Raw genomic sequence first — 17,775 nt, forward strand, 5'->3', positions numbered from 1 at the left:
CTGCCATAGGTGGCTTTTTTCTGTGCGCTAGAAGGGGGCGATTGTGTGAATTTACAATGCTTTGATAGAACACTCATTCAGGATTATAGCAAAACACAAGAAGTCAACTTAACGGTTACCGTACCGATCACGCGCCCATGTGTTTTTTCATACCAATGGCAAAATGGAACAATCCAGATGGAAGCCAAACTTCCCGACGAAATCTTTAGCGATAGAACGATTTGTTCAGCTCGGTCAATACCTGTTAAGGATGACCATCCTAATAAACCGGTAAGTACAAGGGAATGGAAGCTTATTGTTTGATATTAATTTTTTTATTAGGGGGTAGAGGTGTGACGTAAATGAATTGGGAGATTATCAAAAATGAGTACGAGACATCATCAATTACATTAAAAGAATTAGCTGAGAAGCATGATATTAAACTCGGTACATTAAAGAGTAGGAAAAGCCGTGAAAGTTGGTCGAGGGATGCAATCCAAGAGAAAAAGGTTGCAACTATAAAACCGGTAATTGAATCGGATGACTTGAATGATAATCAAAAGCGATTCTGTCTTTATTATATCAAATATTTCAATGCTACAAAGGCTTATCAGAAGGCCTATAATTGTGATTACTATACAGCAAATGCAAACGGAAGCAGGTTGCTAGTAAAAGCTAGTGTGAAGAAAGAAATTCAACTATTGAGAGTAGAACAGCAACAGTCCATATTCCTTGATGGCAAAGCCGTACTGCAGAAATACATTGATATAGCCTTTGCTGACATTACAGACTTTGCCAAGTTTGGTAAGAAGGCAGTTCAAGTGATGGGGGCATTTGGTCCGTTAGAAGATGACGACGGAAACCCGAATATGGTCGAAGTTAACTATGTAGATTTTGAAGATTCATCAACGGTTGATGGGACAATAATAACCGAGGTTAAAAAAGGTAAAGATGGTGTGTCTGTTAAACTTGCTGATAAAATGAAGGCTTTGGATAAATTGTCCTTATACTTCGATTTATTCCCAGATAAATTTAAGCGTGATATTGAAAAGGGAAAACTAAAACTCGCTCAACGTAAAGTAAATGGTGAGGATGAAGAAGAATACGAAGACGATGGTTTCTTGGAAGCGTTGGATGCCAAGGATGTGAATTGGGATGAAAAAGCTTAAACCAGCCTTGTTCAAATTCAAACCATTCAGTGAGAAACAGTTAAAAGTATTAAAGTGGTGGCGGCCTAATTCACCTTATGCCGATAAAGACGGAATCATATGTGATGGCTCTGTTCATGCTGGTAAAACTGTTGTTATGTCCTTATCTTATGTTATGTGGGCAATGGACACCTTCACCGAAGAGAATGTAAGCATGGCAGGTAAAACTATTGGTGCATTGAGAAGGAATGTTTTAACCCCTCTTAAAAGGATGTTGAAATCCAGAGGATATAAAGTTAAAGATCATCGGGCAGACAACTATCTAACTATCAGCAAAAATGGAGTATTTAACTACTTTTATATATTTGGTGGGAAAGATGAATCTTCACAGGATTTAATCCAGGGTATCACATTGGCTGGGATGTTCTTTGATGAAGTAGCCTTGATGCCGCAATCCTTTGTTAACCAGGCAACAGCGCGCTGTTCAGTTGAGGGTGCTAAGTTATGGTTTAACTGCAATCCGGCCGGTAAAAACTATCGTTACTCTTAAAATTACATAGACATTTGACAAAGGTAACGGTATTAGCCTGGCTACCCTAGATGGCCTTCTAACAACCTAACCGGTGATACGAGCCTTTTGATGTCCCCAGAATGTTCTGGGAAAATAACGAAATTTGACATGGAGTTTCCACGGGTATGCTTTCCCATCCAGGAAGCCAGTTAATCAATACACCTGGCTCGCCGACAAGGCTAGCATACCCGCCCCTCCATATGTAATTTAATTAAGGTTAGATTGTATGATGTTCTCATGTAAAACCCCACAATCTATGGGCGGCATGATGTAATCATCGCCTAGAACCCTTGGTATATAGGGGTTTGCAAGGTGGAGATTAGTGAAATGCTAACTTTTTGCTAACTTTCAGTTTTTGAAACAATTTTACTTCACCAATTAGAGGAGACCTTTCGTAAGTTCACTGAACTTATGGGAGGTCTTTTCTTCGATATTTTTTGTCATATGAGCGTAAATGTTCATCGTCGTGTTTATATCTGAATGCCCTAATCTTTCTTGAATCTCTTTTACGCCTGCCCCAGCTTCAATGAGAATGGATGTATGAGTATGTCTAAAGCTCTGGGGGGTAATATGCTTGTCTACATCCAAATGCTTCATTAAACGCAATACCGCTTGCTTCATAACCCTTGGATTCCCAATGTTTTCAGCAAAAATGAAATCTTGATCCTCATATACTAACCGTTGTTTCATTTTCAATTCCATTTGCTCACGCTTGTGTGCTTTGAATAAGGCGACAAGTCCATCGTCAATCATGATTGTGCGGGTTGACTTTTTTGTTTTTGGGGTTAGGAGTTATTTTGAAGCTTCTGAGAAAGAATTGACAATCAACTATCACCTGGATACGAAACATCTTCAGCCTCTAACTTTACAGGATCTTATTGGGTGGAAAGACGCCTACAATCTAACTACGAATATAATTCATCCATTAGATGTATTATACAAGCAACACAATCTGACTGAAGATTTCTTGTTAGTTCAAATTTAAAATCCCAATTTATAAATTTAGATGTTTTTTCCGTTATCATGTGCTAATTCAAGAGTATTGAGTGGCACCTATTCTTCTGTTAAGGGGGCCTATAATTCATCTGGTTTTTATAGCAGCCAAAGGGTATCAGACATGAAATTCCAACTTAATGAAAGGACTTAGAAAGCCTTTGATACAAACTTGCGGCTTAAATACCCATTGAAGAACTAAGAGAGAACTTATTTCTTTACCAACCAATTATAAATGTTGAGGCTTATTGTAGAGGACCTTACAATATATTGGCAGTCGAAGAGTAGATCTTATAAAATTCAGTGGGGTAAATGCATCTTCGTTAGAAGAGTACATGCCAAAAAACAATTAACATTAAAAAAACTAACTTAGTGGATAGGAAATGAAATTAGGAATTTTTTTTAGAGAGTAAAAATACAGTGAAAGATGCTCTCAAGGATTAAAGAATAAAGAAGAGTTTTAAGTAATAAAGGAATCTGTTTCAATTTTTTAAGTTTAAATTATTTTAACTATAATTAAAGTGATTCCAAAATCAGGGTTATATTTAAAGAAACGAGTAATCTTATAAAGAAGACTACTCGTTTCTAGAATGTATTTTTTTATTAAGCTTTTTATATGCTCTCCATAAATTTTTATCTCCTGAATAGTAAAAATATTTTTTAGCCATAATATCACGATCTTTTGATGCATCGTCTAATTCGATGTACTCTTCAAAATATTTAGAAGCTTTATTTTTTGATTTGGTTTTTTTTAAATCTAAAATAAAATTAGTAATTAAAAGTGCAATAATATATGGGGTAAAAACAATAGTACCCATATTAATTATGTTAGCTTTTGAAAAAGTAGATATATATTTTTTTAGTTCATCTAAGTTTTGAGAATATTTATTATCACTTTCTACTATTGATAGGGTGAGTTCCTTATATTCTGGTAATGAAATACTTGAGAATTTCATACTTACAAAGAAAAAAATAAGAGTGGAAATTACTGAAATAATGATATTGCTAATTTTTAAAACATTACCGAGTTGTTCAAGCTGATAGGGTGGATGTATTAAAATTATAAAACTTAAAAAGATAATGGAGTATATGCTTATTATAATGAAATCAAATAGGTCATTTACTTCAAACATATATGAGTTAAGTATCAAATTAGTAGGTTCAAAAAAAGATATAAAATTATTTGAGTATTCTAAATCGCCTCCGTTCATTGCCCAGTTCATTGCCCTTAATAAAACGCCTAATATTGAAGTGACTACTATAAGTATTACCATTACTCCAAAAAATGTAGTACATAATATACTGATAAATCTCAGAATAAAACAATTATAGTATATTGCAACACCACTAAAGAAAATGCAAATGGAGATACATAATATTGAGAATCCATGTATACTACCCCAAAATGCTTCTGAATTTGGTCTATATTTTAAAAATAATATTATTAAAAAAGTAAAAACTGATATTATTACTAAAAAACTCCCTCTTTTTTGTCGATCTGTCTTATAGTCTTTTTCTTTAATATCTAGGAAATCTAGTTTCCTCAATGAAATATATAGCCTTATAGCTTTTAACACCCAAAGTAGTGCTAATACACCTGCAAATATGTAAAACAAATAAAAATGAATTATAGAAAAAATGCAGGCGATAGCAAGATACATTATTGAATGTCCCATTCCTTTTTTTGTATCCATATTATTAATGAGTATCCAAAATTTATCCATATAGCCCCCGATTTAAAAATATTCTTTTGTATTTATTAGAAAGTCGATTGGAAAGAAGATGCTTTTGGAATTATAAACCATTTATAAAGTATTTTCTATAGTTAATAGTCTCTGGTAGAAGAGGTGTGCTTATGGAGAAAAATTAAAAAGGCTAAGTTAAGGAGAAATGTGAATAAATGTAAATTTGCACCATTCTTTTTTTAAAATGCAAGAAGAACTGAGATGTCAGTGAGATTAGTATTGCAACTGATGTTGATTTATCTCATAAAATGCCGTGTACATAATTCATAAACATTTAGTGAACCTTTTGCTTAATGAACTCCCTCAGTATGATAGCTATATCTCTCGTTAACTAAGAGGTGATGTCATAGAAGTCCCAGAAGCATTCGGTCAAGTATTGCGAAAACATAGAAAAGTAGTTAATCTTTCTCAAGAACAATTAGCTCTACACTGTGAATTAGATCGAACATATATTGGTTTACTTGAACGATCATAAAGACTACCAAGTATATCTACGATATTTTCAGTTTCTGAGGTATTAGAGGTAAAGCCCAATAAATTAATAAAGGAAGTAGATGAGCTATTAAAAAATAATAAAAATTTTATACAAAGTTTTCAAATCAGAACAGGCACAGCATTTAGTGAATAGTGTGGGCTTTATTTACAGTATAATAAAGTAATAATACCCCAATAAGGAAGAAGTTTAATTTCAAATTAGAATTCTATATAAACAGAACAAATGAGATTTAAGCACTTACAATCTTTAATAAACAAAATAAATGTTTTATCGGAGATAATGTAGGACTGAACTAGATATTTAAGTTAAGTGTTGATCTTTAAAAAGTTTGATTATTTTACTAACTGTGCTGCTAAACTATAGAGCCTGTTTATTAAAAAATGAGAGTATAAATTTAGAAAGAGTACTTAAAAGAACTACCATTAGTGTTTAAGACTTTATGTAATTTTCGAGCAGTTCATTCGCTAGTTCCAGAAGGAGTGCATGTTCGGAAGGAGATTGCAGCTTTTTAGCGAAATATGTACAAATATATTCTTAGGTTTACAGAAAGGAACTGATGGAGAAACATGGAAAAGAGGTTGAAAAGTTGAAAACTAAAACTGAGGCAGCTGAACCGATGACCAAGGAAGAAAGTAGAAATCAATATAATAGATAAAGCGGATACACCATCAAAAGAAGAAATACAAAAATAAGGATATCAATTAATGTAAAATTTCTTATTTCGTCTCAAAATATAAGATTACTCGTTGCAATGAGATACGATAAAAACCTCTAAGGAAATGAGCCCAAAGTTTTTTTCTCTGAATGCGACTGGTCCTGGACAATCGTATTCAGAGATCCAAATAAGGGGTACCTATATTATACAATGAACAAGTATGAATATTCTGTGGAATGATACGTTTAAGATGTGTGCTTTTTTGGCACACTTTAATTCTGTCTCACTACAAAAAGATTACTTGTCATTTTGAGACAGTGAATTTTATATTTTTATAACTTCCTATAATTTATCATATGTAAACTCGATAAATCTCAAACTATGGTGTGAAGTCTATATATTCTTATGAAAATTCTTCAAAAGAGTAGATTTAAATATGTTGAATAAATTCAAATTTCACAAAATTTTACGGTGGAGATAGCAAAGGCTACACAGATTACCAATTATTAAATTCTAAGTAAGTTGGATTAAAACAAGAACTGTTATCTATACTTCTTGTTTTAATATTTTCAAAGGGCGAATAGTGGGAAACCATTATTTTAGTCATTTAATATTATTTGGAATAAGCCTATTCGAGATCACTCTCGAGTAGGCTTATTTATTTTTACAAGCAACACCTTTATTTATGGTTCCCGTAATGCATCTAAATGATGTTTTTATTTTTCATTGATCAAACTATCAATGAAACAATTTTTGCTTGATACCCTTTTGTTTATTTTTGGGAGGGGTAAGGTCTTTTGGAATTAGGGATGTATAAGTTTCCCCGTCGAGTCTTTCAGCTAATTCTTTTTTAGCATTATCAAGTAATTCAGGGTTTTCAAGAGCCGAAATAGCGGTACATGCCATTGCTTTTCCAGCTAATAACATGGCATCATGGGCGTAGCTTTCTTTACCTTGTGCGACAGCCTGCCAAGTATGAAAGGGTGTTCCAAACGCCCAGGTGGAAGTAACACATTGTGCAGTTGGAACATTCCAGCTAACATCGGCAACATCTGTAGACCCTCCCATAAATGTTTCTTTTTCAGAAAAAGGAACGATAAAGTCGGCAATAGGTCGATCTGCTAATTGAGAAGCTCCTTGTTTCCCAACTTGTAAAGCTGCCGCACGCTTCTCCTCGTCAGTCAACGTTTCATAGATTGTTTTTGCATAGTTTATATCCTGTTGAGTAGCAAGAGGAGCTCCTATTTCCTGCATATATTGGTGCATCACTTTTTCAAGTGTCAGATTTGGAATTAAATTATGGCAGGAACCTTGAATTTCGAAATCAACCTTCGTTTGCGTCATAAGTGCCGCACCGCGGGAACAGTTAACTACCCTGTCATAAAGCTCTTTTACCTGATCTGGTTTCGGTGCACGGATTAAGTATGTCACTTCCGCCTCAGCCTGAACGACGTTTGGAGCCAATCCTCCTGTATTGGTTACAGCATAATGAATCCGAGCTTCATCAATCATGTGTTCCCTCAAATAATTGACTCCAACATTCATAAGTTCGACTGCATCTAAGGCACTTCTTCCTAAATGTGGTGATGCAGCGGCATGGGCACTTCTCCCTTTAAATTTAAAGTGTGCATGGATGACCGCATTGGCAGTGGAGTTCATGACAGCATTCATTGTTGAAGGATGCCATGAGAAGGCAGCATCAACATCTTTAAAAAGACCGTCTCTTGCCATAAAGGTTTTCCCGTATCCACTTTCTTCTGCTGGACAGCCAAAATATTGTACTGTTCCACCAAGCTTATTTTCTATCAAATAATCCTTAACCGCAATTGCTGCTGCTAAGGAACCTACTCCCAGCAAATTATGTCCACAGCCATGGCCATTTCCATTTTTAATAATGGGCTCAGATATACTGCTTCGTGCTTGTTGACTTAGCCCTGCCAAGGCATCATATTCCCCGAGAATCGCAATGACCGGATGACCAGATCCATATGAGGCGATAAAACCTGTTTCAAGACTAGCTATTCCCTTTTTTACGGCAAACCCTTCTTTTTCCATTGCTTCGCTAAGCAAATCAGCTGAACGGAATTCCTCAAATCTGGTTTCTGCAAACTCCCATATTTGATCACTTAGCTGTGTAAACAAGGTGCGTTTATTATCTATTAAATTTGTAATTTTTTCTGATAGAGTAGTCAATTTTTCCATCTCCTAAATTGCATTATTTTTGAAAGAAGGAACCTCTTTCTTAGTGCGAATTAAAAATAAAGATCCCGCACACAATAGAGCAAACATAATCAGCATAATAAAAGCTACTGTATAAGAACCGTCAAAAGTATCGACTAAAAATCCTATTAACATCGGAGTAAGAACCCCAGCGAATTGCGCTCCGGTATTAATGAACCCATTTGCAGTCCCTACAACCTCTTCAGAAAGCATTTTTAATGGAGCTGAGATGATCAGAATAATATTAAACGACATGAATACAGTAACAACACTTTGATAGAAAGCAAACATTGCTATATTTGGTGCATAAGCCATTAAATATAGAAAAACCGCCGTTAATACTGCAAATACAGCTGCAATTACCTTATCTTTCCCTTCAGGTAATTTATCCAAAATATAGCCGCTTACAATCATTGCAATAATTCCTGCAAACGCTGGAATAGCTGAAATATACCCGACTGATGTTAAGTCGAGATGGCGTTCCGCTACTAAATAAGTTGGCATCCACGCCATTAATCCCCATTGCACTGCATAAATGGCAAAATAGGCAATGAACAAATTCCAGATAATCGGAGTTTTTAAAACTTCTCTTAAGGGTGCTTTATTTTTTGAAGGGTTTTCACTTTTTCCTACAATTGAATCTTTCCGCTCTTTTATAAAAAATACATAGAGGAAGGCAAATATAATACCAACGGCACCCGCAATATAAAAGATTGTTCTCCAACCGATACTTTGCATGGATTGGGTACCAATTATTGGTGTTATTACCCCCATAATCGTCCCAGAAGTGAGCATGAAGGACATGGCACGGCTACGTTCATTTTGTGGAAACCAACTCGCAATACCTTTTGACGCAGATGGAAAAAAGCTGCCTTCCCCAAGTCCAAAAAGAAACCGAATGAGGATTAAGGACATGAAGGACCATGCCATTCCTGACAAAATCGTGAAGACGGACCAAGCAAAAACAGCCATGATAATGATTTTTCGGAAACCAAACCGATCTGCGAGCCACCCACCGGGAATTTGCATTAAGGCATAACCTGCAAAAAAGCTGCTTAAAACAATTCCAGTTTGGGAGGCACTTAAATGTAGATCCTCTGAAATACCTAAAATCGCATAATTCATAAAAAATCGATCAAAGTTTCCAATTGACCATCCTAAAAATAGCAAGATGATAATGACATACTTCCAGTTCTGCGACAATTTAGATACCATATAATTCCTCCTAGCGAAATTAGTTGAAGTCTGTATAATTATAAAAAATTCTAACTATTCAAACAATGTTTGGTTCTATATAATAATTACATAAATTATGTGGAGGTCTACATATTCCTATGGAGGTTATATAAAGTGGAAACATTGATGAAAATCAAACAATTTTTAGTGGGTGACTGTTGCTTTTCACATTTTCAGCTGTGGCAAAGCTTAAATGGATTAGATTTTTCACTTGTTTTATCTCATCATTTTGACAAAGAAACACCCATACCAGAAAGATTTTTCAATGAAAAAATTCGCACCCAAGAAAATCACACCGATATTTACTATCATTATGTCAATCATACAACCATTGTCCTCAGGCTCAGCAAATCATCCGTATTAAAAATCGAAAGCAAGCAAAAACTTAAAACGATAATCGATTTACATTACTTGCAAGTCATGCTAGATAGAGAAAAATATGTTAGGAACAAAATGATGGAGAGCATCCGTGATATATCCGTACACGAAGATTTAGATGATTTGCTAAAAAAAATATTAGAAAATGCCTTGTCTGTTATACCTGTAGCTAATATGGGAGTTTTATGGATATACGAACCAAGCTTAGAGGTGCTTTTTCCTAAAGCATGGACAGGCGGTCCTAATGAAGAAATTGGAAAAATGAGAATGAGGGTTGGGGAGGGAATTATCGGAAAAACCTTTAAAGATAATAAATCTTTTATTCTTACAAATATAGAGGGAATTCTCTCAGAATCCTCTAATATTTCACCAGGTAATCTTTTTCATTTGTATAACTCTGTCCAATTTGACGATTTACAATCCATTATTTCAGTGCCAATAAAGGTTGAGGAGAGTACTTTATGTGTTTTGATCGTCTACCAAAATGGTACTTATCCGCTTTTAACGAAAGATGATCAACAACTGTTAGAAAGTTTTTCCGATCAGGTTTCTATTGTCTTAAGAAATTCGAATCTATACCAAAATCTAAAAAAACAAAATGACCTTTTAATTCAACGAGATACCATACACAATTCTTTAATAAAACTGTCTCTTCAAAGTAAAGGATTACAAAAAATCGCAAATGAAATAAAAAAGATGATAAACCATCCATTAATGATAGTAGACTTAACAGATGATCAATTATATTCAAGTCCAACCCCATGGAAAGTGGAGCTTCCTTCTGAACTGATAAAGATAAATACAAAATTACCAACTCAATCTTTTTTTACTGAGTCTTATAATAGTAAGTCATTGTATATTCACCCTATTATTGCTATCGATGTACCCATTGGAATAATGGCCGTAGAAATGGAGGAAGATGACCTTTTTCCTTTAAACAAAATGATTATTGAACAGGCAAGCTCAGTAATTGCATTAGAGATTATCAGGAAACAAACATTAGTTGATTCTTTTTATCAAAAAACAAATGATCTATTTAATGATTTTATTCAGAGCCAAGAATATAACCTGATACGAAAGAAGGCCATTGAGCTTAGAATTAATGATCATCCCTATTATATGGCAATCGTAATTCACCTACATCCACATGCAGATTTCCATTTTGTTAATATGCAAATGCACAAACTTATTGCCCAAATTAAAAAGCATTTAGGAATATTTGTTTCAATCGTTTTTGGTTATGGAAATAAAGTGAACTTGGTATGCCAATTTAATAACTTTGCAGATCAAGATTATGTTAAAAGGAGATTAGCGCTTATTCATTCCAACTGGATTAATGTGCATGAAGAATCGCTAAAAATAGGGATGGGTACCTGCTATCCAAGTATGAATAATATAGCAAAAAGTTACTCCGAAGCGGATAAAGCCCTTTCTTTTTTGATCTCGAGGCAGCTTAAAAGTATCATGAATTATCAGGATATTGGCATAAATCATCTTTTTATTCACCAACCCATTGATGACTTGAACTCTTTTGTAAATGAAGTTTTTAATCCCCTCCAATCTGAAAAAGACGGTACTTTGGATTTAGAACAAACCCTGCTTGCCTATATGGAGAACGACCGTCAAGCTACACAAACAGCCAAAAATTTACATATCCATGTTAATACTTTATATCAAAGGCTAAAAAGGATCGAAGAAAAGCTTCAAATTTCCTTTTCGAATCCAGAAGACATTTTAAAAGTTCAACTTGCATGTTATTTAAGAAATTCAATCGTCTCACTAACCTGACTACCGCAATATTGCTATTAACAGTTTGTTAAGCTGCAGTTAAGAGAACTTTCGCTTTTGTAACAAACGGGGTAAAGTGTTCACTTGGATTATGGCTGGCAACAGTTTGCAGTCCTGCAAACTTCAATCATTGTAAAAACACTAATCTTTATATATGCGACAAATTGGAGCGCTATAAGATAGAACCTATATTTTAAAATGTTAAAATGTAAGTATGATTACATTATTCAGTTAATTCGGTTTTTACACTAACCCTGATTGCTAGGGGACATTGGTTCTTGTCTACTAACGTAGCAAGGGACCAAGCAAACATTTTAAAAATATTGAACATGGGGAAAACCGTCTGTAAAAGATTTTAATATCTTAAGGAGGAGAAAAAGTGAGTCGAACGAAAAGCATCATTTCACTTAAAAATATTATCTGGAAGCGAAATGGAAATCTGTTATTGAATGGGGTTTCATGGGAGGTCCAAAAAGGGGAACATTGGGCACTTCTAGGTCTAAATGGATCAGGGAAGACATCTCTTTTAAAAATGATTACAGGTTATCAATGGCCGAATAGTGGTGAAGTGTCAGTTTTAGGAAATCTTTTTGGGGAAACGAATATTCCTGAACTGCGGAAATCCATCGGCTGGGTCAGTTCCTCATTAGATCAGGAATATCAGTCACGCCCAAATGATACAGCACTTGAAGTAGTTTTAAGCGGAAAATTTGCTTCAATTGGATTATATGAGGAAATTACAGAGGATGATGTAAAGAAAGCAAAAGCATTACTTGACCAATTCAGAATCAAATTTTTGTCTAACTAATTTATCCACACACTATCTCAAGGTGAAAAAAGAAAAGTAATGATTGCAAGGGCCCTCATGCCTTCACCGCAATTATTAATCTTAGATGAGCCTTGCAATGGACTGGATATTTACTCTAAAGAAGAGCTGTTAGCATCTATTGAAGATATGACTGCTGAACCGAACGGCCCAACCATTTTATATGTTACACATCATATTGAAGAAATTGTACCATCTATAACCCATGCTATGTTAATCAATTCGGGGAACGTTATGGGTAAAGGAGAAAAAAGGGACGTATTAACCGAATCATTATTGGAAAAGACCTTTTGTGTCCCAGTCAAAGTAGAATGGGAGAATGAGCGTCCCTGGATCCGGATTAAATCCCTGTTATTTTCTGAGAAAAAATAAACCTAGTATGCTGAAGAGTAAAGTATAGCGTTCGTAATGGTAAAACTACAAGATGAATATAGATTGCTTTCCATTGGAGGGCCTAATCAAATAACTTGATTTAGTGAGGCATAATAATAGTCGTTAGGACATCTTAATTATACCAATATGTAGAATGGTAGGTGTCTGTTCTGGCTGTTATCATTTGACAACTCCTAAAGTTAATGTATTTTTATTTTTCTTAAAGGCTTTATTTTTGGTGAAAAGCGATTCAATCTGGATAATAACGGAAGCAGGGGAACTGTTAGTATATTGCCCAGAATATAAGAAGATATTATAATAAAGTAAGTATGCGTCTTTAAATATAATAGTTGTCTACTTTGTTTGTTGTACAATAAGGTAACGTTTAGACTAATATCCATTTATTTTAACAATATTAGATGTAGGGTGAGTAAAAGTAGGATAAAATGAGATGGAAACTGTTTTATGACAATAAAATTGGATTGTAATTCAAACGTAAGATAAAAAAAAATATAAGAATGGGGTGTTTTCAATTAATTTCAATCCAGTCTCCAGTAAAAAGTTATATGTTCAAATTTATAATCAAATTCTTTCTAGTATACTTTCAGGAGAATTTAAAATAGGTGATAAACTACCAGCGGAGAGAGAATTATGTGAACAATTTGGTGTGAGCCGTGCACCAGTCAGACAAGCTCTTAGTGCTTTGGAACTGAATGGATTTATCTATTCTCGACAAGGCGAAGGTGTTTATATTCAAAGTAATCAACCTCAATCAGAGGATTCTAAATCTGATCACGTTTTAGACTCTATATCACCAGAGGATATTATTGATGCTAGAATGAATATCGAACCACTTATTATAAAATTCGCTGCTGAAAGAGCTACAGATGAAGATATTCAGGAGCTTCATACAATTATTAATAAGATGGAAGAAGAAACAAACGCGGGTGTATATGTACCCGAAACAGATGAGGCCTTACACTTTGGGATTGCAAAAGCAACACATAATGAACTATTTATTAAAATCATTTCAGACATTATTAGTTCGATGAAACAGCAAGAAATGTGGCAATTTATTCGTGATCGTACCGTTACTCGACCAGATTATCGAGATGTTAACTTTCGTGAACATCAATTACTGATTAAAGCAATTGAAGAACACAACCAAGAGGAAGCAGTGAAACTCATGACATCTCATATGCAAAATTTATATAACCGATATTGGATTGACTAATTAGATGAAATGTCTTTATGCTAAACCATTATATTTAACCTTAGAAAATTGAATTTCCTTTAAAAAAGAAAAGGCGAAGCCATGCAGTTGTCATTTACCTGCATAGACTTTGCCTTTTTTGTATTTTAGTTCAATTTTATGAATAGCCGATTTTCGTTAATATCAACAGGATTGCCCTATCAAATTTGTAAATGGAGGTACTCAATTATATTTTGATTAAAAGTACTTGACGATAACCATAGATTGTAAGTAAACTGTTAATATAAGGTTACTTGTTAGACAAGTAGTAAAGACGCTAAGTAACAAAAAGCACCTTTTAATCAACATATTTAATGATTAGATTGTGTAAACTATAAACATTTAGTATATCCAAGCTTATACCATCTTTTTTAAAAGAAGTGTAAGCACTTTAGGGGTGGATTTTAGTGTTTATGAAAAGTGTTTTACATGTCTATTAAGATACTAAATGATGTTAAAGATAGGAGGGTCTATTTGAGAGCTGCAGTAATTGATAAACCATATTCTGTTGTAGTAAATCAGGTTGACACGCCCAATATCAAACAAAGCCATGAAGTGAAAATTCAAGTGAAGGTGACTGGAATATGTGGTTCAGAAGTACACGCTTATCATGGAACACACCCTTTTCGGGTTCCCCCAGTTATCTCAGGGCATGAACTAGCAGGAATAGTAGTGGATGTAGGAAATGAAGTATCGAGTGTTTCTATAGGTGATCGAGTTACGGTAGAACCCCATTACGGATGTGGTACTTGTAAGCGCTGTCGGTCTGGGGAATATAATATTTGTGAAAACAAAAAAGTATTAGGTACACAAGAATGGACAGGATCGTTCGGTGAATTTATAGTTGTTCCAGAAAGCACGGTCGTACCATTACCGAATAATGTGTCCTTTGAACAAGGTGCTTTGATTGAGCCGCTAGCGGTTGGTATACACGCTGTCAGAAAAGCAAAAGTCGGTCTTGGTGATAAATTGGCCATTTTGGGCGCGGGTCCAATTGGGTTAGGAATTTTATTAGCAGCAAGAAACTCAGGTGCAACAAAAATATTCATTACAGATGCATTGGAATACAACATGGAAATTGCGAAGAGACTTGGAGCTACCCACCCAATTCAGACATCAAAAGTAGATGCCATTGAAACGATACTAAAAAAAACAAACGGAGACGGAGTCGATCATGTATTTATAGCCGTTGGAATCCAAGCAGTATTGAATGATTCTTTTAGGATAGTAAAAAGGGGAGGCAAGGTCTCCGAAGTAGCTCTATTTGGAAAGAAACCCGAAATTGAAATTTCCTATCTTCAAAATAAAGAAATCCAGATTATCGGCTCCAATATGTATACGAGGGATGATTTTGAAATCGCGGCGGATGCCATTGCAACTGGCATGTTTGATACCTCATTGTTTATTTCAAAGATATTACCCATCGAAGAGGCCAAGACTGGTATGAAGATTGTTGATGAGAAGCTCGAAGATGTGATAAAGGTATTATTAAAATTTTAATGATTTAATCCTTCATAGTTTCTATGAAAATAACAAAAAGTTAAAATTGTTCTACAACAGTAAGAAGAATTTTCCAATATAAGAGGTAGATAAAATTGTAAACGTTTACTCCGCTATATTGCTATAACTATGAACAATGTACCAATAAATAGTCCGGAACTAAGGAGTTGTTTAGGATGAATGCACATCAATTAGAACAATCTACTACCAAAAAAGTAACAATGAGGTTAATTCCGTTTTTATTCCTGTGCTTTACCATTTCAATTCTAGACCGGGTTAATATAGGGTTTGCAGCACTACAAATGAATCAAGATTTAGGGTTCTCAGATGCTGTTTTCGGTTTAGGAGCAGGAATTTTCTTCCTTGGGTATTTCCTTCTGGAAGTACCTGGAAGCGCTATGATGAGCAAAGTTGGAGCTAGAAAATGGATAAGCCGTATTATGGTCACTTGGGGGATTATAGCGGTCCTTATGGCTTTCATAACAGAACCTTGGCAATTCTATACTGCTCGTTTCTTACTAGGGATTGCTGAAGCTAGTTTCTATCCTTGTATGGTTCACTATTTAAGCGGTTTCTATCAATCTAAGCACCATGCTAAAGCCATTGCTGGATTTATGATTGCAATCCCAGCAGCAAATGCAATTGGTTCACCACTTTCAACCTTTTTTCTAGGTATTGATTGGTTAGGGTTCTCTGGATGGCAATGGTTATTTGTATTGGAAGCAATTCCTGCCATTATTCTAGGTGTTATTTGCTACTTCTATCTTGATGATACAATCGAAAAAGCAAACTGGTTAACAAAAGATGAAAAGAAATGGTTAATTGATGTTACAACTAAAGAACAGTTAGAAAAGCAGGCAGTTAAACACTATACTTTCACGCAAGCGTTAAAAGATCGAGATGTTTTAATTTTATCTGTTGGATATTTTTTCTGGATGATTGGGTATTATGGAATTGTAATGTTCTTACCAACCATCACGAATGGACTGTCCGAGCAAACAGGCTTAAGCATGCAATCATTGGGCTGGGTAATTGGTGCTATGTACTTTTTCGCGATGATTGTGATGTACTTTGTAGGAATCCACTCTGATAAAAAGAACGAAAGACGTTGGCATGTGGCAGCATGTTTATCTATAAGTGCGGTTGCCATGGTAGCAGCTACATTTGTTCTAGAAACAAATGTATGGTTAGCATTTGGATTATTAACGATTAGTTTAAGTGGAGCGTTCGGTGCTTACTCCCCATTCTGGGCTATCCCACCTTCTTTCTTAACTGGAGCAGCCGCAGGTGGTGCGATTGCCTTGATTAACAGTATCGGTAACCTTGGTGGTTTCTTTGGTCCATATATTGTAGGTTGGATTAGAGATTTAACAGGTAACTTCCATATAAGTATGATTTTCCTAGGTATAAGCTTAATAGTAAGTGCCATCATCGTCGTTACTTTAGTTAAAGTATCAGGAAAGTCTCTAGTTAAAGGAGAAAATGCGTCTGTTGAAAAAAATATCGCTAACATGTAATCCGATTAGAGTCATCAATACAATTAAGAAACTACGGCGGATTGCTATATAGTTGCTGTATTTTCTTAAATCGAATTTTGATTATAAAAAAGTGAAAGTTTTTCGTATTGACAGGGAAAACAAATGAGAAGCCTAGAAAATAGTTCTAAAAAAAGTTCTGAAGTGACAAACACTTAATGTAAAAATAAATAATTTGGTAGGAAAAGGGTCATTCATAAGTTGAGCAGTCAACTATGAATGACCCTTTTTATATTCAATCTTACTTATTTATGAATCTGGTAATAATTTATGGAAGTATTCTTATGATCCAAAAACAATATCATATATCAATACCCCAAAGAATGTAAGGGGATTATGGGTAGAGTTGCCGATTTAACAAGTTGTGGTGATGTATCAGGAATGAATGTAGCTATTCGTGCGGCAGTAAGAGGTAATGATTTTATATTTAAATAGTAGTGACATGACACCATAAAAGCGACAATGGACTTATTAGAAAGTCCATTTGTCATGTTTATGGTATGAAAAATTAGTAAATTAAAGTATTTGATATGGGTTGACACTATATAAATATAAAATTATACTTACGATATCTACTTAGTAGACAAGTTTACAATGAAATAGTCCTATAAATTAATATGTCTAGTATCTACAGGTGAAAAGGTTAATAGCTTACATCTTCTAATAAATAAAATGAAAGGGTTATCATCTCGTTGTATAGAGGCATTATGGAGGCTGCTAGGGAAATGATTAATTGTCTAAGTAAGTTTAAATGATTTATTAGAAAAGGGCACTTGAAAACAAAGCTAAAAATTAAGGTAAGAGAAGATCATATTGCTGAACACAATGATTAAATGTTAATTGTGAATAACTATATCTGTGTACCATTTTCTCCGTTACTATATTAAAAATTGAAAGCGCTATATATGAAATTAATATCTAGATTCACAAACTAGAATATTTATATTAGAAGAGTATTTTACATAAATTAATAATAACGTGCATTTCTGGAAATAAAAGTTTAATCCTAACAATGAGTGGAATCAATTTAAGTTTAACAGGATGTAAATGAGGAAGAATGTTGAAATGATAGATTTGGAGG

The 17,775-nt window shown here is 34.4% G+C and carries 9 protein-coding genes and 3 pseudogenes; 8 read left to right on the forward strand and 4 right to left on the reverse strand.

The annotated features are described in order from the left end of the window. The first annotated feature begins 45 nt into the window (after positions 1 to 45). The 3 genes and pseudogenes from AC1DVB_RS02215 to AC1DVB_RS02225 all read left to right on the forward strand — a co-directional run. Complete coding sequence (locus tag AC1DVB_RS02215; RefSeq protein ID WP_053534557.1) at positions 46 to 303, forward strand: DUF2213 domain-containing protein; 258 nt, start codon at positions 46 to 48, stop codon at positions 301 to 303. Between the two features lie 38 nt (positions 304 to 341). Further along, a complete protein-coding gene (locus AC1DVB_RS02220) occupies positions 342 to 1,148 on the forward strand; it encodes a terminase small subunit (RefSeq protein ID WP_053534558.1) in 807 nt (268 codons plus the stop codon). Beyond that, positions 1,135 to 1,656: pseudogene (locus tag AC1DVB_RS02225) on the forward strand (PBSX family phage terminase large subunit); the annotation flags it as partial. The gene AC1DVB_RS02220 and the pseudogene AC1DVB_RS02225, both read left to right, overlap by 14 nt. A gap of 420 nt (positions 1,657 to 2,076) precedes the next feature. Here AC1DVB_RS02225 and AC1DVB_RS02230 read toward each other — a convergent pair. The 4 genes and pseudogenes from AC1DVB_RS02230 to AC1DVB_RS02245 all read right to left on the reverse strand — a co-directional run. Continuing rightward, positions 2,077 to 2,466 (reverse strand): annotated as a pseudogene (locus AC1DVB_RS02230) (tyrosine-type recombinase/integrase); the annotation flags it as partial. 800 nt (positions 2,467 to 3,266) lie between these two features. Then, positions 3,267 to 4,415, reverse strand: a complete 1,149-nt coding sequence (locus AC1DVB_RS02235; RefSeq protein WP_053534561.1) for a hypothetical protein — start codon at positions 4,413 to 4,415, stop codon at positions 3,267 to 3,269. 1,910 nt (positions 4,416 to 6,325) lie between these two features. Further along, positions 6,326 to 7,780, reverse strand: coding sequence for a M20 family metallopeptidase (locus AC1DVB_RS02240; protein WP_477588013.1), 1,455 nt, complete (start codon positions 7,778 to 7,780; stop codon positions 6,326 to 6,328). Between the two features lie 12 nt (positions 7,781 to 7,792). Next, a complete protein-coding gene (locus AC1DVB_RS02245) occupies positions 7,793 to 9,022 on the reverse strand; it encodes an MFS transporter (RefSeq protein ID WP_477588015.1) in 1,230 nt (409 codons plus the stop codon). Between the two features lie 135 nt (positions 9,023 to 9,157). Between AC1DVB_RS02245 and AC1DVB_RS02250 the strand changes: the two genes are divergently transcribed. The 5 genes and pseudogenes from AC1DVB_RS02250 (at position 9,158) to AC1DVB_RS02270 (ending at position 16,676) form a co-directional block, all read left to right on the forward strand. Next, a complete protein-coding gene (locus AC1DVB_RS02250) occupies positions 9,158 to 11,209 on the forward strand; it encodes a helix-turn-helix domain-containing protein (protein ID WP_477588017.1) in 2,052 nt (683 codons plus the stop codon). A gap of 379 nt (positions 11,210 to 11,588) precedes the next feature. Next, positions 11,589 to 12,407 (forward strand): annotated as a pseudogene (locus AC1DVB_RS02255) (ABC transporter ATP-binding protein). Between the two features lie 523 nt (positions 12,408 to 12,930). Next, positions 12,931 to 13,641, forward strand: a complete 711-nt coding sequence (locus tag AC1DVB_RS02260) for a FadR/GntR family transcriptional regulator (RefSeq protein WP_098866208.1) — start codon at positions 12,931 to 12,933, stop codon at positions 13,639 to 13,641. 492 nt (positions 13,642 to 14,133) lie between these two features. Further along, a complete protein-coding gene (locus AC1DVB_RS02265) occupies positions 14,134 to 15,159 on the forward strand; it encodes a zinc-dependent alcohol dehydrogenase (RefSeq protein ID WP_477588019.1) in 1,026 nt (341 codons plus the stop codon). 176 nt (positions 15,160 to 15,335) lie between these two features. Then, positions 15,336 to 16,676, forward strand: a complete 1,341-nt coding sequence (locus tag AC1DVB_RS02270; RefSeq protein ID WP_214772922.1) for an MFS transporter — start codon at positions 15,336 to 15,338, stop codon at positions 16,674 to 16,676. Positions 16,677 to 17,775 lie beyond the last annotated feature (1,099 nt).

It is taken from the genome of Peribacillus sp. P4_D6 (assembly GCF_056401795.1).